Source organism: Acinetobacter sp. QJM3NY_42 (assembly GCF_056173745.1).
The window spans coordinates 618,218-639,200 of sequence record NZ_CM149689.1 but is presented as its reverse complement, the minus strand read 5'-3'; the positions used below and the strand labels follow the sequence as shown (position 1 = coordinate 639,200).

Below are 20,983 nucleotides of genomic sequence, written 5' to 3'. Positions count from 1 at the left end.
CGTGGTGGAGACTAGGAGAGTCGAACTCCTGACCTCCTGCGTGCAAAGCAGGCGCTCTACCAACTAAGCTAAGTCCCCAGCTTATCAATAAGTCAACATATCTGTTTTTCTGCATTACTGCTTTCGTCAGTAGTGGTGGGTCTGACAAGACTTGAACTTGTGACCCCACGCTTATCAAGCGTGTGCTCTAACCAACTGAGCTACAGACCCTCAGATACATCGTCATGAAGAACAACTTGTTGTGGATTCTTACCAATCGTCAATCTTTCGTTAAGGAGGTGATCCAGCCGCAGGTTCCCCTACGGCTACCTTGTTACGACTTCACCCCAGTCATCGGCCACACCGTGGTAAGCGTCCTCCTTGCGGTTAGACTACCTACTTCTGGTGCAACAAACTCCCATGGTGTGACGGGCGGTGTGTACAAGGCCCGGGAACGTATTCACCGCGGCATTCTGATCCGCGATTACTAGCGATTCCGACTTCATGGAGTCGAGTTGCAGACTCCAATCCGGACTACGATCGGCTTTTTGAGATTAGCATCACATCGCTGTGTAGCAACCCTTTGTACCGACCATTGTAGCACGTGTGTAGCCCTGGCCGTAAGGGCCATGATGACTTGACGTCGTCCCCGCCTTCCTCCAGTTTGTCACTGGCAGTATCCTTAAAGTTCCCACCCGAAGTGCTGGCAAATAAGGAAAAGGGTTGCGCTCGTTGCGGGACTTAACCCAACATCTCACGACACGAGCTGACGACAGCCATGCAGCACCTGTATCAGAGTTCCCGAAGGCACCAATCCATCTCTGGAAAGTTCTCTGTATGTCAAGGCCAGGTAAGGTTCTTCGCGTTGCATCGAATTAAACCACATGCTCCACCGCTTGTGCGGGCCCCCGTCAATTCATTTGAGTTTTAGTCTTGCGACCGTACTCCCCAGGCGGTCTACTTATCGCGTTAGCTGCGCCACTAAAGCCTCAAGGGCCCCAACGGCTAGTAGACATCGTTTACGGCATGGACTACCAGGGTATCTAATCCTGTTTGCTCCCCATGCTTTCGTACCTCAGCGTCAGTATTAGGCCAGATGGCTGCCTTCGCCATCGGTATTCCTCCAGATCTCTACGCATTTCACCGCTACACCTGGAATTCTACCATCCTCTCCCATACTCTAGCCAACCAGTATCGAATGCAATTCCCAAGTTAAGCTCGGGGATTTCACATTTGACTTAATTGGCCGCCTACGCACGCTTTACGCCCAGTAAATCCGATTAACGCTCGCACCCTCTGTATTACCGCGGCTGCTGGCACAGAGTTAGCCGGTGCTTATTCTGCGAGTAACGTCCACTATCCTAAAGTATTAATCTAGGTAGCCTCCTCCTCGCTTAAAGTGCTTTACAACCAAAAGGCCTTCTTCACACACGCGGCATGGCTGGATCAGGGTTCCCCCCATTGTCCAATATTCCCCACTGCTGCCTCCCGTAGGAGTCTGGGCCGTGTCTCAGTCCCAGTGTGGCGGATCATCCTCTCAGACCCGCTACAGATCGTCGCCTTGGTAGGCCTTTACCCTACCAACTAGCTAATCCGACTTAGGCTCATCTATTAGCGCAAGGCCCAAAGGTCCCCTGCTTTCTCCCGTAGGACGTATGCGGTATTAGCGCTCCTTTCGGAACGTTGTCCCCCACTAATAGGCAGATTCCTAAGCATTACTCACCCGTCCGCCGCTGAATCCGGTAGCAAGCTACCTTCATCCGCTCGACTTGCATGTGTTAAGCCTGCCGCCAGCGTTCAATCTGAGCCATGATCAAACTCTTCAGTTAAAATCATTTGTACCTTATTTATAGACAAGGTACCAATTCTGGCTCATTAATCTTCTGACTAAAAATTTACTCAAATAAACTTCGAGAAATTTCTACCATTCAATCAATGAAAATTATTTCGATCGATCAATCAGTAAAAATCCACACAAGTTGTTCTTCATATTCTCTTAATGATCTTCTTACTGCTTCGTCAGCAGCAAGCTAGGTCGGCTATATTACGCTTTCTTTTCAGAAAGTCAACTGGTAATTCAGATTATTTTAAACCTATCTAACAAAACCCGACTTAACTATATTTAACTAAGTTGCTGTTTTATCAGAAGTTTTAATCTTCATCACCGCCGATGGATGTGCATTATAGGCCATTTATTTCCTAACGCAAGGGGTATTTTATAAAATATCGTTCATCTGGATAATTCTTAAACAAAACATCTTTTTTTCACCATATTTCAAACAAATTTGCTTTAATAGTGTGATTCAAGGAACTGTTTAAATAAGTTCTCATCAAATTTGTGGACCATTTGACTGCTTGTAGAAGTTTTAGGAATTTTTATGCCTCACTTTCATTTTTTATGGGCAAGCTTACTGGCTGCCGGTTTTGCTTCTTCTAGTTTCGCTCAGGAGATTGCTCAGCCTGTTTCGGCTTCAACAGAACAGGTTCCTGATGCTGAGGTGATTGATCCGGACCATCCGTCTCATCCTTCTCGTTTAGAAGCTTTAAAGCAGCTCAAGAATGTTACCCGTCAAGACTTAAAGGTAAATGCTAATGCAGCACAGCCTGAGGAGGTCAAAGATCCTTTACAACCTCTGAATCGTCAGATCTATGAATTAAACGATGCACTTGATCGCACTATTATCCGACCAGTTGCTGTGCAATATGTAGAAAAGATACCTACTGATGTGCGGGGAACCTACCGCAATTTCCGCAAGAATTTAGGTGAACCCTGGAACGCAGTAAACCAGCTTATGCAAGGACGTCCGGCCCGCGCAGCAAAAACTCTCGGTCGTTTTACAGTAAATACCCTATCGAGTTTAGGTTTTGCTGATCCAGCGAGACGTGTAGGTTTAGAGAGTGAAGACGAGAACTTTGGTACAACTTTGGGTTACTGGGGAGTGCCGTCCGGGCCTTATCTGGTATTACCTGTTTTAGGTCCGAGTACTTTTCGTGATACTGTAGGTCGCGTAGTAGACAGTCAGGCGCGACCACAAAAATATATTTTTGAAGATCACGAGGGTCTTTACTGGGGGGACCAGATGCTACGTGGTATCGATATTCGTTCCCAGCTACTTGATGTTGAAGATGTCTTACAGGGCGACCGTTATGCGGCCATCCGTGATATTTATTTACAGCGTAAAAACTATGAGATTGCCCAGAAAAAAGGCACTGATGCTGAAATCACTTTTATTGATGATGAAGCAGATGAAAATGCGAATCCTGAAATTATCTCGGATTAACTAATTGATAAATAGTTTTGCTAGATCCTTTCTAGTTACTCTAGCAACACTTTGATTTATATAATTAGTATATCTATTATGATGAACTTAAAATTTGTTTAAAACAGGTAAATCAACGCCTCTTATGTATTTTATTCAGCCCACTCGCCCTATTCCTTATTTGGATCGGGCTTTACATGCGCTTCCGAATCTGCAAATGATTCATATTGAGGATATCGATTTATACGACCCGACAATTATTGCAATTGCAGATGTAGAAGATTTCCTGGTTTATCAGTGGAATTTACCTACTGTAGTTATTGCTTTTCAGCATGAGGGGGCTGCACTTGCCAAAGCTTGGGAACAGGGAGCGTTAGCTGGCTGGATTTGGAATGATCTACCGGATCAGCCTGATCAGGCGTTGTTAAAAATAGATGCACAGTATAAACGTAATCAGGATAGTCGTGATCTGCCCTCAGCCGCAGAACTGCAAAAACGTCTTTTACCTAATCCTTTAGCCTTAAAAGATTATGAAATAGAAACTTTTTTTCAACCTTCAGCCTATTTGTCCGGTGACTGGTATGACTACTGGAAGCTGAATGATAAAGAAATTATTTTCTATTTAGCAGATGTTTCAGGCCATGGGGTAACCAGCAGCTTGTTAACCTCATGGATGGCTGCCTTTCATGGACGCTCTAAAACACCCTGTGAACTGATCAAGAAACTAAACGGTATGCTGATGCAAGAAAATATTGAAAAGCATATCACCATGATTGCCGGAATTTTAAACCTCGAAACCCATCAACTCCGCTGGTCCAGCGCGGGACATTATCCGCCCGCTATTTTGTTTGAACCACATAAACCACCGAAAATTTTAAGTACGAGCAGCTTTCCATTAGGCTTGACAGATGATCTAGAAGTTGAAGAGTTTGAATGTTATCTGAACCAGCATGCACGGTTCATTATCTGTTCAGATGGCGCCCTTGAACCCTTTGATGGGCGTTTGAATGAACAGTTTGAACAACTGGTCCAACATCTGGAAAAACAGTCATTTGAGCCTCCGAGTCATGTTGCAGATGACATTGCTATCTTAAGTCTATGTCGAAAGAATTAACTGATTTATCAATATAATACTCTTTAGCTATAGCTATGATGACTATCGGCCACTTGAGTCTGTAGCCCCCCTATGTGATAATTTTCATATCCTTCTCTGCAAATGGCATTTATATGTCAACAGGTCATGTTGAATATGCAAGCTTGAATGGAACGCATATTTTCAAACTTATTGGTGAAGTGCGAGCCCAATCTTGTATAAGTCTAGACAAATTACTTGGTAAAATTGAGCAACAAGCAGGTGTCGTGGGTGCAATCGTCGATTTGACCCAGACTACTTTTATTGACAGTACTGTATTAGGTATTTTGGCGAAGCTGGGCTTAAAACTTAAGCAGACCCATAATATTCAGGCTGTCATGCTCTCTACCAATTCCGATATTACGACTCTGGCCAACAGTATGGGGCTGGGGCAGGTTTTTGTAATTTTAAATTACTGCGGTGATCCAAACGTTTGCACACGTACACTTGTTGAAGAGCATGTAACTCATGGTGCTATGTTGACGACTGTACTCGATGCTCACCGAACTTTAATGAAACTCAACCAGAATAACCAGAATATGTTTGAACCTCTGGTAAAACAGTTGCAAAAAGAACAGGATACACTGGATCAGGTATCTGAACGTAAAAATGCGCCTTCGACCTGAAGCCTAAACAAACGGAGTAACTGATGCCATTACTTTCTGTTGTTCAAATGAATTCCCAAAATCTGATTGAAGATAACTTCATTGAGATTGAACGTTTGATGCAGCAGAGTAAGGCTGAAGGTGCCGAGCTTATTGTATTTCCGGAAAATTTTGTCTGTTTTGCAGCAGGTAAGCAGCGTGAAACGGCTGAACAGTTTGAACATATTCAGCGCCGGCTAGAGCAGCTGGCACATCATTATAATCTTTGGATCATTGCAGGTACATTGCCCTGCCCGTTTCGTCCTGATGGCTCTACCATAAAAGATGGTCGGGTACGTACGACCAGTTTATGTATCAGTCCGGAAAAAACCGAAGGACGTTATGACAAAATTCATCTTTTTGATGTTCAGGTTGGGGATGCTGTAGGTGGTTACCAGGAATCTAAAGTATTTGAACCTGGTGACAAGCCTGTAGTCATTCATACACCATTTGGCCAAATCGGGCTTATGGTGTGTTATGACCTTCGCTTTCCAGAGCTGGCTTTAACCCTACGTCAGCGTGGTGCCAATATTTTAACTGCGCCAGCTGCTTTTACTTACACTACAGGCCAGCTACACTGGCAGTTACTTTTACAAGCTCGCGCAATGGATAGCCAATGTCAGGTTTTAGGTGCAGCGCAGCAGGGTTGGCATGGTGAAAAGCGCCAGACTTGGGGACATGCAGCCGCAGCAGACTCACGCGGCCAGCTGCTGGCTATGGTTAACAATGAAGGTCCGGGCCTGATTACCGTTCCTTTTGACCTGCAAGAACAGCAGTCTGTACGTAACTCTATGCCTCTCATGCAACATCGAAAACTGGTCACGTTCTGATTTAATTTGGTTTTAGATTTTTTTACAAAAAAACCAATTTATTCTGGTCTTTAATACGCCACGATAACACTACAACTATTCGCTTATAGGTAATAAAATGGCTTTAGAAAAAGTAGTTTATCGTGCACATGCAAAAGCAACAGGTGGCCGTGATGGTCGCGCAACCTCATCTGACGAGATTTTAGATGTAAAACTGGCTGTACCAAAGGAAATGGGCGGTCCTGGTGGTGGCACTAACCCTGAACAATTATTTGCGGCTGGCTATTCTGCCTGCTTCTTGGGTGCAATGAAATTTGTTGCGGGCCGTGATAAATATAGCATGCCTAAAGATGCTTATATTGACGGCGAAGTAGGAATTGGGCCGATACCGACCGGTTTTGGTATTGAAGTCACACTCAATATTCATTTAGAAGGAATGGACCAGACTGAAGCGGAAAAACTGGTTGAAGCTGCTCATATTGTCTGTCCATATTCAAACGCGACTCGCAATAATATTAATGTTGATTTAAAAATTACGACTTAAAAGTAAAAGGGCATTATAAAATTCAAAAACAGAATTTTATAATGTCCTGATTAATATTCTTATAAAATGACTTATTCGGCTGCTTCATTGGTAACGCGAAGCACTTCTTCTAAAGTTGTTTTACCCTGCAATACTTTACGCAAGCCGTCTTCGCGAATTGAACCTGCATGTCTGCGGGCAAAATTTTCCAGCTCATACTCTGCTGCATTCCCATGAATCAGACGGCGCATCTGCTCATCAATCGGAACAATCTCATAAATAGCTGTACGTCCAGTAAAGCCGGTATGGGCACAGTATTCGCAGCCCTTAGGTACAGGTAAACGAACCGGTTCTATCTGTTCAAAAGAGTTAAAGATATGCTGCTCAAAACTGTCAGCCTCACGCCAATCGACACAGTGTGCGCATAAAGTACGTACCAGACGCTGAGCCACCACACCAATTAAAGAACTAGAAAGTAAAAAAGGTTCAATGCCCATATCTTTTAGACGTGTTACTGCACCAATGGCTGTATTGGTATGGAGTGTAGAAAGTACAAGGTGGCCAGTCAAAGAGGCCTGCACTGCGATTTCAGCTGTTTCCAGATCACGAATTTCCCCGACCATAACCACATCTGGGTCCTGACGCAGCATAGCTTTTAAAGCCCGCGCAAAAGTCATATCTACTTTGGTGTTAACCTGGGTCTGGCCAATTCCTTCAAGTTGGTATTCAATAGGATCTTCGGCTGTCAGGATATTACGGCTACCATCATTCAGATCAGACAAAGCCGCATATAAAGTCGTGGTTTTACCAGAACCGGTTGGACCGGTCACCAGAATAATACCGTGGGGTCGGTGCACCAAAGTTTTTAACCGTTCATAATCTTCTGCAATCAGGCCGAGATGCGTCATATTAAGACGACCCGCCTGTTTGTCGAGCAGACGCATAACAACCCGCTCACCATGCGAAGAAGGTAAGGTCGAAACACGAACATCAACTTCGCGTCCGGCAAGACGAAGCGAAATACGGCCATCTTGTGGAATACGTTTTTCGGCAATATCCAAACGGGCCATTACTTTAATCCGGGACACCAGCAAAGGTGCAAGCTCCCGCCGTGGCTGAACGATTTCTCGTAATTGTCCATCGACCCGCAGACGAACTGAAAGTTTTTTCTCAAAAGATTCAATATGGATATCGGACGCGCCGACACGAATTGCCTCAGACAGCAAGGCATTAATCAGGCGAACGATGGGTGCATCATCTTCCTGATCCATCAGGTCTTCTGCTTCAGGTACCTGATCTGCCAGGCTCAGCAAGTCCGGATGGTCTTCGAGCCCTGCAGCTACCTGCTGTGATTCACCGGTATCACCGGCATAACTGGATCCTAATAAACTATTGAACTCTTGCGCACTGCATAACTGGTAATGTACCGGGCGGCCCAGTAGCCGACGAGCCTCCTGCAAAGCAAGAGGAGTCGTGTCTTCACGACGCATGATATAGACTTGGTCCCCTTCATAACGCAAGATGACGCCATGACGTTTTGCAAAACTGTAAGGTATTTGTAATTGTTTAAGTATTTGCATCACAACTTATAATAATAGAAAAATTGGTTTTGAGTGTACTCTATGCATATGACAGCGTGAAGTCTGTTTTTTGCTAAAGATGTGATGAAAGGAATAACTGGTCTTGACAAATTACAATGAAAATTTCGAGCCTGAATCTTCTACTATCAAGTGGTGGGGTGAACAGCAATTTGATATGAACCAGAATAAAGCCTGGCAGTTCGGTTCATTATTTTTTCGTCTGACTCGCAGTCAGCGCGAGTGGCAACTTGAATATCATCGACCACAGTTTCAGCATGATGATGAGCAGGAATGGCGTATCATTGAAGAACCAGATTTTATTTTTCCACAGCCGGTTGAGATTGAACGTTATATGTTTAAAAAAACACATAGCAAATTCCAGCTCATGCCTCGTCTGGCTGACCGCTCTGTCGTAATTAAACCGGTCAATCCGATTTACATCCCAGCAGGGCAACGCGGTACGCTTTATATCAGCACTCCCTTATGGATTGCCGGTTTTGTAGAAAGTCAGCGAGATCCTTTATTCGATTTACCGGTCATTCTTTCTAAAGATACCTGGTTTGGCCCAGACCAGCGTACCGGTGAAATGTGCTATGCCACCGCAGTGGATGGCCGTACTGAACTAAGCCAGCTTAAACCGCGTGCTTTTCGCGCCGTAACCCCTATCCATTTTCATAATACCAGCAATCAGCAGCTGCGTTTTGACCGCATGAATGTGCCTGTACCTGCCTTGCCTTTGTTTTATAGCGAAAAAACTGGCCGTTTATGGACTTCACAGATTAAAGTTCTGCATGAAGGACTGGACCGTCCTCCGCGGGTAAGAATTGAAAACCAGACCCCGCCTCTGGCTGGCGAGGTTCAGTATATTCATCCCCCGCGCTCTCCAGGTGGAGCACTATTTAACATGTTTGATTCATTCTTCTAAGAGGTGGTCATGGCTGATACAAATATTCCAAAAGAAGTGACCCAAAGCCTCAAAGGAATCTTTACCAATATTAATCTGGACCGTTTAAGTGAAATCTTGGTAGGACTGGTACTTTGCCTGATTGGTTTCTTGATTGCCCGGGTAATTTCCAATACTTTTATCCGTACGGTAGGTTTACGTTTTAATGCTCATCAGCGCCTCGTCTGGCGCCGCGGTATTTTTTATTTTATCTTTCTGCTTTTTGTAATTGCCAGTTTGAAGGAAGCCGGTTTCAAACTTAGCGTTTTTCTTGGCGCCGCCGGCATTTTAACAGTAGCTTTAGGTTTTGCTTCGCAGACTTCTGCGACCAACCTGATCAGCGGTCTATTCCTGATTGGTGAAGGCTCCTTTGAGGTTGGTGATACCATCCAGATTACTCTCATCCGTGGCCATGTAATTGAAGGCGAGGTCCTGTCAATTGATCTGCTTTCGGTCAAATTGCTCACCCTCGATAATGTTTATGTGCGTTTGCCGAATGAACAGCTGATTCGGGCACCGGTTATGAATCTGTCAAAATTTCCCATACGGCGTATCCCCATTACCCTCGCGATTAGTTTCCATGAAGATATTATTAAAGTACGGGAAGTTCTGCTGGAAGTTGCCAATAAGTATCCTCTGGTTTTGGACGAACCTAAACCGGCAGTGACAGTAACGGCATTTCGAGAATCATCAATTGAACTATTGTTCGCCGTATGGTGTAGCCGGGAAAATTATCTGCAGGTCCGTGATGAAATGCAGGAATTGATCCGTAATGGCTTTGTCGATAATCAGATTGAAATTCCTGTTCCCAAAATGGGCTTTGTTGACCGCCCCCCTCTCACTGCTGCATTGGCTAATGAAGATATTGATACATATGCCAATGCCAGAGAAATAAAACGTGAGCCTAAACTTTAGGCTCATCATCTGTCGACTGTTGTATGGCAGGTGGCAGAGGTGCCAGATAAGCAATAATCAGCATCACGATTCCGGCCCCAATAAACGAGAACACCCGGGTAATAGTGCCACTTTGCGATAGATCCAGAAAGACCAGTTTTGCCACTACAATAGCCAGTAAGGCTGCACCGATAAACCAGATCTGTCGCAACAAGCGGCGACTGGCCAGCGTCATCAGGATAAAAGCAAGGATAACCCACAACAGGGTTAAACTGAGCTGAACTGTCCCATTACTCCAAATTGCTGTTCCCCAAAGTGGCGTACCAAGGTAATGATGTAAGCCACGTACCATGATACTGCTCATAACCAGCAAGCTCACCAGAATCGAACCAATCTTGAATGTCCATTCCAGATTTTTATCATGGAATCGATATTGATAAATCGCCCAGAGTAAACCAGCCATTACTCCAATCGAAAGCAGATCGGCAGGATTAAGAATTACTGTCCAGTAGGCATACTCAGCAACCTGAACATCAATGCTCAGGCCAGTCAGCCACAACAGACTTAAACACCACACTGTAATAGAATGCATCAGAAAAGATATTTTTGAGTAAATTGCCCAAGCGCCATACAATGCAGGAATTAAGCCCAGTGCCAGAAGTGGCGTTGTTGGCAAAATAGCCAAACCAGTAACAGCCAACAATAACCAGCTAACCGCAGCCCAAAATTCTTTTACTGATTGACTGTTATGTTCAGGTTTTGCCCATAATGTTATAAAAGCAGTAACGGCCGAAGCAAACAGGAACGAATATTGAGACCCCGATGTACTCCATGCCAGATTAGTCCACAAATTTTCCTGCCAGATCGCAGCACCTAAAAATAATAAAAATAGCGTATTGATAAATAACTGTACCAGCAACCAATTTACTTGGGTTTTCCAGTGCATAAATGCTGTAAATGCTGCAGATAAAAGAGCTGCCATAGCCAGATATTGGCTTAAACCCTGCCCTTGCAGGCCAAGACTGTGTACAGCGGCGGCGGCTCCCGCATAAAGACCTAAAGCCAGTAAAATACAGCTTAATACACTGCTACTAAAATACTTTTCTTCAGAGGACTCATGCTGTAACAGGTAATATACTGATATCAGCTGGGCAAACGCATAAATTGCTGTACTTAAAACCGGAAACTGGCTTTGGCTCCAGATTTGATAAAACAGGGTCACTGAACTTAGCAAAAGTAATGCTACCCCAATATAACGGCTAAATCGGTAGCGTTCAGTTACGCCCCAGACAATTAGAGCGGCGCCTTGTACGACCCAGCCAATGGTGCTCCAGTGTGCCCCTTGGGCCAGCGGAAAAATTAGTGCAATAAAAGCAACCGATAAAATAAAAAAACTTTTAGCGAGTAAAGATAACTCCTGCTGTCGCTGACGAATCCAGAGTGTCAATCCGGCATAGATGAGCGCCAGCAAGGCAGCACCTAGAGTCAAAGCCAATGTATTATCGCGCATCAACCAGGCATGCAGGGAAAAACCCAGCACGGGTACACTAAAGATCAGGCTCACATCAAGCAATGGCTGTAAACGGCCCTGTTCTTGCTCAGGATGACTAAGCAATTGTCTTAAACTTAATGCGTGTTTACGTGCAATTAACTGGCTGTAGCGAATGCTTAGCCAGATAAAGAGCAGAATATGCAGCCAGATGATGAGATCAAGGATGAGATACTGTTTTGCTTCGCTATATATGACGATGACACTGCCACCTAACAGCATGGTGACAAAGAATGCAATGTGATTAAGAATTTTCCAGGACTGAACAAAATTAACTACAGCCACTGCCAGATTAATTAATAAATAATAGCCCAGTAAAAACACTGTATCCGGATGATACTGTGGAATGACCAGGGGCGCCGCATAGGCCATTCCTAAAGCTAGTATAGCCAGATAAACAGCATGCTGTTTGAGGCTCAAATAACTGGTCACTATCAACAGTGCTGCAAAGAGCATACTGGCTATAGACAGGCTGGCAATAACTCCATAATGATGGGCAAATACCAGTGTCAGGAAAATAACAGCGAGTCCTACCCCCTGTAATGCAACAGCAAATAAAAGATTTCTCTTTTGCAGGGTATAGCCAAAAAATGTAATAGCACCACCAATACAAGCAATAAACCCTAAGCGAAAACCCAAGCTGAGTTGCCAGTGTTCACTGGCAAAGCGGAGTAATAATATGACTCCGATCATCAGCACTGCCACAGCGACTCGCAAGATTGGATTGCCATGTACCATCCAGTTAATGGCAGGCTGCCACCAGCTTGCAGCAGCCGGTTCTGGTGCTACTGCTGGCACTCTATCTGGTTCGGTAACAGAAGATCCGGTATGAGCTGGCCCTGAAGGGAAAATCTGTTCGGAAAGTATTTCTGCTTCTTGCCTGCTTTGCAGTTGCCGGGCGGGTAACGGAAGTAAAGAAGGTTCAGCCAGTGAATGATGCTGCTCCAGATTAGCCAAACGTTGTTGCAACCGGTTAAGCAAATGAATCAGACAAATGATAAAAATTATAATTGCAAGCCAGAGCATACTGCGCCAGTCACTTAAATAAATCACTGCCCCAAACAGCACACTTGCATACATTCCTGCTTTTTGCCAAACCAGATCGGCTGCTGGCTGTATAAATTTCGCCCGCTGTTCTAGCTGCTGCAAACGCTGTTGCATATTTGAAACCAGCTGGATGAGTAATATGCTGAAAAATAAACTGGCGCCGACCATGCCAAGCTCAAAATTAACAACTGCAGAGCCAGCAAAAATAACGACAAGTATGATCAGAAGAAAAATGAAATATCCCTGCTTATCTTTGTTATACATGGGCAAATTGAGTATTCCTGTCCAATTTTGGCTATCTTAACCGATCTCTTATCAGATAAAAGAATTTGCATACAAACTGCTGCAAAATTCATATTCTGCATTGCAGAGAAAATTCACGTAGAATAAAGCCATTCGATTGTAAGGAAGTATTCAATGCCACCATTTGTCTTGGTTGATGGGTCCTATTTTTTATTCCGGGCATTTCATGCGCTGCCTCAATTAACCACTTCAACCGGGTTACATACCAATGCAATCCGTGGCGCGATTTCTGCAATACAAAAACTGATGCGCCGCATCCAGCCCACCCATATGGCTGTAATTTTTGATACACCCGAGCCTACTTTCCGCCATGAGCTGTCGCCACTTTATAAAGGTGACCGCCCAAGCATGCCAAGTGAACTCTCCCAGCAAATTCCTTATCTGCATGCCCTGATCCGGGCTTTAGGTATTCCCCTTTATTCCCTGCCGGGTGCCGAAGCTGATGACATTATTGGAACACTGGCAAAACGCGCTGAAGCTGCCGGCCATCAGGTCCTGATCTCTACTGGTGACAAGGATATGGCACAGCTGGTCACAGATAAAGTGACACTGGAAGACAGTTTTAAAGACAAACCGATGGATATTCAGGGAGTCTTTGAGAAGTTTGGAGTATGGCCTCACCAGATTATTGACTACCTGACCCTGATGGGTGATGCCTCAGATGGTATTATGGGTGTACCAGGTGTAGGGGCAAAAACTGCTGCTAAATTACTCAATGAATATGGTTCACTCGGGGGCATCCTAGAAAATGTAGAACATATTAAGGGTAGAGTCAGTCAGAGTATTAAGGACAATCTCGAAGGTATAACCATTGACCATCAGCTGGCTACTATTGTATGTGATCTTGACTTGAATATAAGCTGGGAAGATCTAAAACTGGCAGATCCACATGTAGAAACCTTGCGCAATCTGTATACCGAACTTGAGTTCCGTAATCAGCTACAATCCCTAGATCACCCCCATAATCCAAATAACACTACTTATAAACAGGCTTCAGCTCAAGCTACGGCTTTACCTGCAAATAAAGACATACCAGATGAACATGCTACTTTGAGCAGTGAAGAAGACCGGCTGGGTGAAGCAACTTATCATACCGTGCTGACCCAGACAGACTGGGAACTGCTATTTCAGCGTATGTCTAGCGAAACCCGTTTTGCTATTGATACTGAAACAACAAGTCTGGACTACCGTGTAGCAGAAATGGTCGGCTTCTCTGTCGCCTTTGATGCAAAAGATGCATATTACGTTCCTCTGGCACATGACTATGCAGGTGCACCTGAGCAGCTGAACCGTGAACAGGTTCTGGCTCAAATCAAGCCTATCCTGGAAAATGATCAGGTTGAAAAAATTGGCCATCATCTTAAATATGATGCCCATATCTTTGCCAATCATGGAATTGAACTCAAGGGCTGGTTTTTTGACACCATGCTGGCCTCTTACGTGCTGAACTCGGTGGCTACCCGTCATGGTATGGATGATGTCGCGCGCCTATATTTAAGTCACCTGACCACTACCTTTGAGCAGGTGGCAGGGAAAGGTGCCAAGCAGAAGAGTTTTAACCAGATTGAGCTGGAAGTGGCTTCACCTTATGCAGCCGAAGATGCTCACGTTACTTATCGCCTCTATGAAGTACTGGCTGAAAAATTAAAAGCTCATCCGGAACTTTGCAATATTTTATATAATATTGAAATGCCGGTTGCCCGTATTCTGACGGGTATGGAAGAAGATGGTATACGTCTAGACCACGGCTTTCTGGACCAGCTCAGCATAGAGTTTGCCAAAACCATGCAGGAGCTAGAACAGCAAGCGATGGAAATGGCTGGTGAAACGTTCAATATTGCTTCTCCGAAACAGGTAGGTGAAGTGCTTTTTGAAAAGCTCGGCATTAAAGGTGGTAAAAAGACTACCACAGGCCAGTTCAGTACCAGCGAAAGTATTCTGGAAAAAATAGAGCATCCGATTGCTGCTGTAATTCTGGAACACCGCAGTCTTGCTAAATTGAAGAGCACCTATACAGATGCTCTGGTCAAGCAGTCCAATAATTCTACCCATCGGGTACATACCAGCTACCATCAGGCACTTACTGCCACCGGACGTCTGTCATCATCTGATCCGAACTTACAAAACATTCCAATTCGCGGAGAAATTGGCCGACAGATTCGTAAAGCCTTTATTGCTCCGGCTGGTCGTGTCTTGCTGGCTGCTGACTATTCGCAAATCGAATTGCGACTAATGGCCCATTTCTCGCAAGATGATGCCCTGCTAGATGCTTTCCGCCACGGTCAGGATGTTCATCGCCGTACAGCAGCTGAAGTTTTGGGTATCGCCCTTGAAGACGTCACCAATGACCAGCGCCGCCAAGCTAAAGCTGTAAACTTTGGATTACTGTATGGCATGTCTGAGTTCGGTCTGATTCGTCAGCTTGGTTTTACCCGTCAGGAATCGCAGGATTATATCAAACAGTATTTTCACCGTTACCCGGGAATTTATGAGTATATGCAACGTACCCGTCAACTGGCTTTGGAACAGGGCTTTGTAGACACGCTATTTGGTCGCCGTTTATACACACCAGATATTGATGCCCGTAACATGATGGTACGTAAAGCAGCTGAACGTGCTGCAATTAACGCACCGTTACAGGGAAGCGCAGCAGATATTATTAAACTGGCCATGATTGCGGTAGATAAAATCTTGCCGAAAGATCAGGCACGTTTATTACTTCAGGTTCATGATGAACTGGTATTCGAGGTTGATGAAAATATTGCAGATGAGTTGGCCCCTCAACTGGCTGAGGTTATGGAGTCGGTAGTCGAAATCTCTGTACCTTTACTGGTAGAAGTAGGTAAAGGCTGTAACTGGGAAGAAGCACACTAAGCTACCACTTGCTTTACTTAATCACCAGAAAATAAAAAAGGACCTAACGGTCCTTTTTTATTTTAGCGCTTTATAAACCCACTAACAAAATCCGGGCAACTTCATTCATCAAAATCTCGGCAATATAGAGCGCCAGGAATGCCAGAATTGGAGACAGGTCAATCATCCCCATATTAGGCATCAAGCGGCGAAACGGTGCCAATAAAGGTTCAGCCAGATCTTGAATGACTTCAATATAAGGCCCACGCGACTGGGTAAACATCACCACCCAGCTTAAGATGATCGTTGCAAAAATCAGATAGCGACAGAAACGTAATAAATCCTGAATCATGGTCACAAAAGTCAAGATCACCAGATGCACAGGGCTGTTTGGCATAACACCAGACAGATACATCAGGCCGAAAATCTTGAGCAGATATAATACCACGATCAGAACCAGAGCTGCCAGATTTACACGGCCTTTACCGAGTGTTGGCAGGATACGGCCGAACACATCAACAATCTTGGTTGCCTTGACCGTAGACATTACTACCGGGTTGTAAGGATTCACCGCAGCCAACTGGACCAAGAAACGGAAGAAGACGAGCAAAATCGCTACGTTAATGATAATGCCAAAAATTAGCGCAGAATTTGCACCCATACTTTAACTTTCCTAATCAAATCAAATTATTTAGTGCTTTCACTCAGCTCTTGTGCGAGTTCCTGGCTGCGTTTTTTCGCTGCAGCAAGTGCAGCCTGAATATTTTGGGAAATCTGTGCACGATCAAACATTTCCAGTGCAGCCTGTGTCGTGCCGTTCGGTGAGGTTACATTTTTACGTAACTCAGACGGTGAGCTGGAGCTGGTAATTGCCATTTGTGCAGCACCTAAAGCTGTTTGTAAAGTCAGTGCGGTGGCTACTTTCTCATCCAGACCAAGATTTTTACCCGCCTGTATCATACTTTCCATCATATAGAAAAAATATGCCGGGCCAGACCCAGAGACCGCAGTAACAGCATCAATCTGTTCTTCGGTATTAACCCACAAGGTCAAACCGGTCGATGCCAGAATCTGACTAGCCAGATCACGGTCCGCCTGCTGCACAGCAGGGCTGGCATACAATCCGTGTGCGCCAGTCTGTACCAGTGCCGGTGTATTCGGCATTACCCGTACCACCTGATCACTCTCGACCAGCTCAGCGATAGTTGCAATCTGAGCACCTGCTACAATTGAAATAAGCAGTTTTCCAGCAAACAGACCTTTTAAAGGTTGCAATACCTTAGCCAATACCTGTGGTTTAACAGCCAGAACGACCACATTGGCATCATGAATAGCTGCAATATTGTCTTCAGTCACATGAATATCTTTTTCCTGAAGCAATGAACGAATCTGTTCAACCGGATCAGCTACTGTAATACGGGTAGCAGGCAACCCACGTGCTAACAGGCCACCAATTAAGGCTTGTGCCATATTGCCACCACCAATAAAACAGATATTGCAATTTAAAGCTGTGCTCATGTTTAATGCTCATCATTTACATTTGTTGTTGCTGAGTGATTAATACCGGTTGCCAGCCACCTCGCTCACAATATGGAGATTGCGCCAACCAAAACCCTTTGGGCGTAAAAACCCCAAGCATAACATTATCTCGGCTTAATATTTGAATCTGATGACGCTGCCAAGGAAAAATTTGCGCTTCCTGAATAGCCTTTTTGAGCGGCCATGCACCTACCCGGCCATAAAGATGAATTCTTTCCCCACCTTGCCGCGATGTTAATACAAGATTCTGCTTCAATAAATCTGCTGATAAACCGACTGCTTGCGGTTGAATCTGATAATGGCCAGAAGCAGTCTGGTAAACATGAGAAAGCTCGGGAATAAGACTTTGTTCAAAAATGAGCTGACTGTTTCTCTCAGCCAGATATTCATCTGTCTGTAACCGGTAAAGCTGCCCGTGATAACGAACATAATAATACTTGTTCCAGTGTAGCGCCGCCTGTGCATCGGCTTTGGCAGCAATAACTTCATGCTGAATCCGCTCAACCATTTCAAAAGCTGGCCGATATATACCTTCACCTTTCATCCATGCTGAAAGCAGTTGTCGCTGTCGGGGTTTTGAAAGTAGTTTTAATCTTGCGAGATCAAGCTGCTGTGCATTGCCACAATTTTTTAAATCCTCTTGTAATACTTCCTGCAGAATCTCATCGGCATCCTGCATTAATGAAGCTGTGCGGGTGACTGCCTGCTGCATTTTAGAAAAGCGGGAAGCTAAGAGCGGCCAGAGCATTGTTCGGCACCAGGCACGGTCGTAATGGGTATTATTATTTGAAGGATCATCAATAAAACTGATGTTTAATTGTTCAGCCCATTGGCAAATCTGCTCACGAGAGAGGGACAGCATCGGACGCCAGATTGGCATTTCATGACGCTGATCCAGCTGTTTCATAGCAGAGAGTCCAGAAATACCCGTGCCAGAAAACAATCTTAACAATACGGTTTCTGCCTGATCCTGCTGATGATGGGCAAGAACAAGTACTTCGCCAGATTTAATATGCTGATGATAAGCCTGATAACGCGCTTCACGGGCCTGACGTTCAAGATTACCTGCATTTACATGTACAGGCTGCACAATGCATGGAACATCAAGCTTCATACATTCAGCTTGCACATGAATACCCCAGTCCCTACTCTGAGCCTGTAACTGGTGATCAACATAGATAGCCCTGATCCGTCCAGGGCAAAGCGCCGCCATAAAATATAATAGGAGCATGGAATCCATGCCCCCACTACATCCGATCAGGAAAGAAGTTTCTGGTGGAAACTGCTCAAGCTGTTTTAAGCAACCAGACCTGAATTCTCGCTGCCAAACTTCATTAAACGTTGGTAACGTGCCTCGCATCGTTCGCTAGCATCCATTCCTTTCAATTCATCAAGTGCCTGTTTAAGCACTTCTTGAAGACGGTCCATAACCAGTTCGGGATGTAAATGTGCTCCCTCACCTTCATCGACGACATATTCTACAATACCCAGTGCCTGAAGTTTATCTGCTGTTAATGATAACGCTTCACTGGCCTGTTCTGCCTTTTCAGCAGTTTTCCATAAAATAGAGGCACATCCTTCTGGCGAGATTACCGAATAAATACTGTGTGACAGCATAATCACGCGGTCTGCAACCCCGATCCCCAGCGCACCGCCAGAGCCGCCTTCACCCAGTACCGTTGCAATAACCGGAACTTTCAGGCTTGAAAGCTGGGCAAGACTACTGGCAATAGCTTCAGCCTGTCCCCGCTCTTCAGCCCCTACACCTGGGTATGCGCCCATAGTGTCAATAAACGTAAATACTGGCAGATTGAATCGCTCTGCCATATCGAGTAGACGTTGTGACTTGCGATAGCCTTCAGGATTGCACATCCCGAAATTATGTTGCAATTTTTCACGGGTGCTACGACCGCGGTGCTGTCCTACCACCATCACCGGCTGACCATCGAAACGAGCCAATCCGCCGATCATCGCGCCATCATCGCCAAAAACGCGATCACCATGCAACGCATCGAACTCTGTAAAAATTTCGCCCACATAATCCAGAAATTGCGGACGTTCCGGGTGACGTGCAATTTGAACTGTTTTCCATGCTTTAGATTGAGCAGCTTTGTTCTTCATAGGCCGAGTATTATTCCTGAATTAACAAAATTGAGTTAATTGATAAATTTTTCCGACTGAATATTCAACTCAATATCCCAATGCTTGAACTGCACTTGCTCATCCTGCAAATCTGCAATCAGCAGAGGCCATTGTTTGGCATCACCCGAAACACTGAGTTGCCATTGTTGATCATTTACTACAGACAGTTCAATGGCAGGAAGCACCTGATCACTGCGACTATGATTGATTAAAACTGCTAAACGTAATAACAAGCAAAGATAGGCCAGTTTTTCGCCTCCTGCCCGCGTTACTTCAATTTTTGCTTCATGACGCAACTTGCGGCGATGAAAGCCCACCAGCCGAGACAGATGATTTTGATCAATCTGGGAGAATCCCGGAATATCGGAATGTTGAAGTAAATAGGCACCATGACGATGATATCCACCATGACTGATTGCAAGACCAATTTCATGCACATAGGCGGCACGACGTAGCAGGTCACGGTCATCACAAGTCAGATTTAATGATTCTGCCACGCCATCAAATAGTTGCTGGGCAGTTTTTACTACACGCTCTGCCTGTTTCGGATCAGCGTTATAGCGTCCCATCAATGCCTGTACACTACGGTCCCGAATATCTTCATGCTTAAAACGCCCCAACAGGTCATACATCACCCCTTCACGGAGTGCGCCATCTGAATATACCAGTTTATCTAGCTCCAGAACTTCAAAAACAGCATACAAGATGGCAATCCCGGCAGGTAAAACAGCACGCCGGTCATCTTTTAAACCTTCGAAATCAATTTCAGAAGCATGCTTAAACTTAAGCAGTTTCTCTTTTAATTTATATAGACCTTCACGGGTAACTTTTTCCTGCTCGTCACTCAACCCCATATTAACCATAATCTGACGGCAGGCCTTAATGGTTCCACTTGAGCCTACGACAGTATCCCATCCTTCAGTTTTATAGGTATTAGCTATTGCAGAGAGCTCTTTACGTGCAGCAACCACAGCTTTATCAAAAGCTTTTACAGAAATAGAGCCGTCAGCAAAATAGGCTTTGGTATAGGCCACACAACCCATCTGTAAAGATTCAGTATGCAAGGGTTCAAACTCTTCACCAATAATCAGCTCAGTTGAACCGCCACCAATATCGACGACTAGCCGGCGGCCACCATTAGCAATAGTATGTGAAACTCCCAGATAAATCAGACGGGCTTCTTCACGCCCTGCAATGATTTCAATCGGCTTTGGCAAGATTTCGGCAGCTTTTTGAATAAATTCATGCCCGTTTTTCGCTTGACGCAAGGCATTGGTTGCTACAATTCGCATGCGGGTAGGTTGTACTGAACCCAAACGCGCCACAAAACGGGCAAGGCAGGCTAAACCCCGCTGTTGTGCAGCTTCAGTCAAGTTTTTATTTTCATCAAGGCCGGCTGCCAGTTGAACTTTTTCTGACATTGAGGCAACTTTTTTGACTTCCCCATGATCAACTCTGGCAATTGCAAGATGAAAACTGTTCGACCCCATGTCTATGGCAGCAAGCAATTCTTCATCGATCAAAAAATCAGACATTCTTTACACATACCTTCACCGAATTGTCGCTTAGAGTAATTCACATGCTATGAATTTAAAAGACGTTTACTCAACATTTACTCGAGTTTATATTTTTTGTTTTACTTAATGATTGTGTATCACGATTGTCAGTATCGCGAGCTTCCATTAGACAAAACAACAGATAAGAGGAAAAATAACTTTAACTCTTTCATTGAACCTGATGGCTGTGTAATATTCGCAAAATTACAATGCTATCTTTAAAATACTTT

At 44.7% G+C, this 20,983-nt stretch carries 15 protein-coding genes, 2 tRNA genes and 1 rRNA gene; 8 read left to right on the top strand and 10 right to left on the bottom strand.

Features of this window, described 5'->3' with window-relative positions:
• Window positions 1-2 precede the first annotated feature (2 nt).
• The 3 genes from AC0VYT_RS02990 to AC0VYT_RS02980 all read right to left on the bottom strand — a co-directional run bounded on the left by AC0VYT_RS02990 (window position 3) and on the right by AC0VYT_RS02980 (window position 1,808).
• Window positions 3-78, bottom strand: a tRNA-Ala gene (locus AC0VYT_RS02990).
• 55 nt (window positions 79-133) lie between these two features.
• Window positions 134-210, bottom strand: a tRNA-Ile gene (locus AC0VYT_RS02985).
• A 61-nt stretch (window positions 211-271) separates the two neighbouring features.
• Window positions 272-1,808, bottom strand: a 16S ribosomal RNA gene (locus AC0VYT_RS02980).
• 549 nt (window positions 1,809-2,357) lie between these two features.
• Between AC0VYT_RS02980 and AC0VYT_RS02975 the strand changes: the two genes are divergently transcribed.
• The 5 genes from AC0VYT_RS02975 (at window position 2,358) to AC0VYT_RS02955 (ending at window position 6,368) form a co-directional block, all read left to right on the top strand.
• Window positions 2,358-3,260: an MlaA family lipoprotein gene (locus AC0VYT_RS02975; RefSeq protein ID WP_005016125.1), complete on the top strand. Its 903-nt coding sequence runs from the start codon at window positions 2,358-2,360 to the stop codon at window positions 3,258-3,260.
• A gap of 124 nt (window positions 3,261-3,384) precedes the next feature.
• Complete coding sequence (gigA, locus tag AC0VYT_RS02970) at window positions 3,385-4,353, top strand: RsbU family protein phosphatase GigA (protein WP_005016128.1); 969 nt, start codon at window positions 3,385-3,387, stop codon at window positions 4,351-4,353.
• 113 nt (window positions 4,354-4,466) lie between these two features.
• Entirely contained in the window at window positions 4,467-4,997 is a 531-nt protein-coding gene (gene gigB / locus AC0VYT_RS02965) for an anti-anti-sigma factor GigB (protein ID WP_005016131.1), read from the top strand.
• A gap of 23 nt (window positions 4,998-5,020) precedes the next feature.
• Entirely contained in the window at window positions 5,021-5,845 is an 825-nt protein-coding gene (locus AC0VYT_RS02960; RefSeq protein WP_005016134.1) for a carbon-nitrogen hydrolase family protein, read from the top strand.
• Window positions 5,846-5,942: 97 nt separating this feature from the next.
• A complete protein-coding gene (locus AC0VYT_RS02955) occupies window positions 5,943-6,368 on the top strand; it encodes an organic hydroperoxide resistance protein (protein WP_005016136.1) in 426 nt (141 codons plus the stop codon).
• A 71-nt stretch (window positions 6,369-6,439) separates the two neighbouring features.
• Here AC0VYT_RS02955 and gspE read toward each other — a convergent pair whose 3' ends face one another.
• Window positions 6,440-7,927, bottom strand: coding sequence for a type II secretion system ATPase GspE (gspE, locus tag AC0VYT_RS02950; protein ID WP_005016139.1), 1,488 nt, complete (start codon window positions 7,925-7,927; stop codon window positions 6,440-6,442).
• 103 nt (window positions 7,928-8,030) lie between these two features.
• On the opposite strand from gspE, the gene AC0VYT_RS02945 reads away from it, so the two are divergent.
• Together AC0VYT_RS02945 and AC0VYT_RS02940 are read left to right on the top strand one after the other, a co-directional pair.
• The gene (locus AC0VYT_RS02945; protein ID WP_005016140.1) at window positions 8,031-8,852 is read left to right on the top strand and encodes a hypothetical protein; all 822 of its coding nucleotides are present in this window, start codon (window positions 8,031-8,033) and stop codon (window positions 8,850-8,852) included.
• Between the two features lie 9 nt (window positions 8,853-8,861).
• Entirely contained in the window at window positions 8,862-9,785 is a 924-nt protein-coding gene (locus tag AC0VYT_RS02940; RefSeq protein WP_005016142.1) for a mechanosensitive ion channel family protein, read from the top strand.
• Here the strand turns inward: AC0VYT_RS02940 and AC0VYT_RS02935 are convergent.
• Window positions 9,775-12,624, bottom strand: coding sequence for a DUF2339 domain-containing protein (locus AC0VYT_RS02935; protein WP_005016143.1), 2,850 nt, complete (start codon window positions 12,622-12,624; stop codon window positions 9,775-9,777). The genes AC0VYT_RS02940 and AC0VYT_RS02935 overlap by 11 nt on opposite strands.
• Window positions 12,625-12,777: 153 nt before the next feature.
• On the opposite strand from AC0VYT_RS02935, the gene polA reads away from it, so the two are divergent.
• A complete protein-coding gene (gene polA / locus AC0VYT_RS02930) occupies window positions 12,778-15,537 on the top strand; it encodes a DNA polymerase I (protein ID WP_005016146.1) in 2,760 nt (919 codons plus the stop codon).
• Between the two features lie 70 nt (window positions 15,538-15,607).
• Here the strand turns inward: polA and AC0VYT_RS02925 are convergent, their stop codons facing one another.
• From AC0VYT_RS02925 to ppx, 5 genes are read right to left on the bottom strand one after another with little or no spacing between them, the layout of a single operon-like run.
• The gene (locus AC0VYT_RS02925) at window positions 15,608-16,177 is read right to left on the bottom strand and encodes a YggT family protein (RefSeq protein ID WP_005016149.1); all 570 of its coding nucleotides are present in this window, start codon (window positions 16,175-16,177) and stop codon (window positions 15,608-15,610) included.
• Window positions 16,178-16,203: 26 nt separating this feature from the next.
• Window positions 16,204-17,034 (bottom strand): pyrroline-5-carboxylate reductase, encoded by an 831-nt coding sequence (gene proC / locus AC0VYT_RS02920; protein WP_005016152.1) that lies wholly within the window; start codon window positions 17,032-17,034, stop codon window positions 16,204-16,206.
• A gap of 16 nt (window positions 17,035-17,050) precedes the next feature.
• Window positions 17,051-18,415 carry a tRNA lysidine(34) synthetase TilS gene (gene tilS / locus AC0VYT_RS02915; protein ID WP_005404585.1) on the bottom strand — a complete coding sequence of 455 codons (1,365 nt, stop codon included), beginning with the start codon at window positions 18,413-18,415 and terminating at the stop codon, window positions 17,051-17,053.
• The gene (locus AC0VYT_RS02910; protein WP_005016159.1) at window positions 18,352-19,176 is read right to left on the bottom strand and encodes an acetyl-CoA carboxylase carboxyltransferase subunit alpha; all 825 of its coding nucleotides are present in this window, start codon (window positions 19,174-19,176) and stop codon (window positions 18,352-18,354) included. Before AC0VYT_RS02910 ends, tilS begins: the two co-directional genes overlap by 64 nt.
• A gap of 35 nt (window positions 19,177-19,211) precedes the next feature.
• A complete protein-coding gene (ppx, locus tag AC0VYT_RS02905; RefSeq protein WP_005016160.1) occupies window positions 19,212-20,732 on the bottom strand; it encodes an exopolyphosphatase in 1,521 nt (506 codons plus the stop codon).
• Window positions 20,733-20,983: the final 251 nt, after the last annotated feature.

What these genes read in the sequence shown, in the direction of transcription:
- AC0VYT_RS02975 (WP_005016125.1), top strand. Translation starts at nt 2,358, where the DNA reads ATGCCTCACTTTCATTTTTTATGGGCAAGCTTACTGGCTGCCGGTTTT.
- gigA (WP_005016128.1), top strand. Translation starts at nt 3,385, where the DNA reads ATGTATTTTATTCAGCCCACTCGCCCTATTCCTTATTTGGATCGGGCT.
- gigB (WP_005016131.1), top strand. Translation starts at nt 4,467, where the DNA reads ATGTCAACAGGTCATGTTGAATATGCAAGCTTGAATGGAACGCATATT.
- AC0VYT_RS02960 (WP_005016134.1), top strand. Translation starts at nt 5,021, where the DNA reads ATGCCATTACTTTCTGTTGTTCAAATGAATTCCCAAAATCTGATTGAA.
- AC0VYT_RS02955 (WP_005016136.1), top strand. Translation starts at nt 5,943, where the DNA reads ATGGCTTTAGAAAAAGTAGTTTATCGTGCACATGCAAAAGCAACAGGT.
- gspE (WP_005016139.1), bottom strand. Translation starts at nt 7,927, where the DNA reads ATGCAAATACTTAAACAATTACAAATACCTTACAGTTTTGCAAAACGT.
- AC0VYT_RS02940 (WP_005016142.1), top strand. Translation starts at nt 8,862, where the DNA reads ATGGCTGATACAAATATTCCAAAAGAAGTGACCCAAAGCCTCAAAGGA.
- AC0VYT_RS02935 (WP_005016143.1), bottom strand. Translation starts at nt 12,624, where the DNA reads ATGTATAACAAAGATAAGCAGGGATATTTCATTTTTCTTCTGATCATA.
- polA (WP_005016146.1), top strand. Translation starts at nt 12,778, where the DNA reads ATGCCACCATTTGTCTTGGTTGATGGGTCCTATTTTTTATTCCGGGCA.
- AC0VYT_RS02925 (WP_005016149.1), bottom strand. Translation starts at nt 16,177, where the DNA reads ATGGGTGCAAATTCTGCGCTAATTTTTGGCATTATCATTAACGTAGCG.
- proC (WP_005016152.1), bottom strand. Translation starts at nt 17,034, where the DNA reads ATGAGCACAGCTTTAAATTGCAATATCTGTTTTATTGGTGGTGGCAAT.
- tilS (WP_005404585.1), bottom strand. Translation starts at nt 18,415, where the DNA reads ATGCGAGGCACGTTACCAACGTTTAATGAAGTTTGGCAGCGAGAATTC.
- AC0VYT_RS02910 (WP_005016159.1), bottom strand. Translation starts at nt 19,176, where the DNA reads ATGAAGAACAAAGCTGCTCAATCTAAAGCATGGAAAACAGTTCAAATT.
- ppx (WP_005016160.1), bottom strand. Translation starts at nt 20,732, where the DNA reads ATGTCTGATTTTTTGATCGATGAAGAATTGCTTGCTGCCATAGACATG.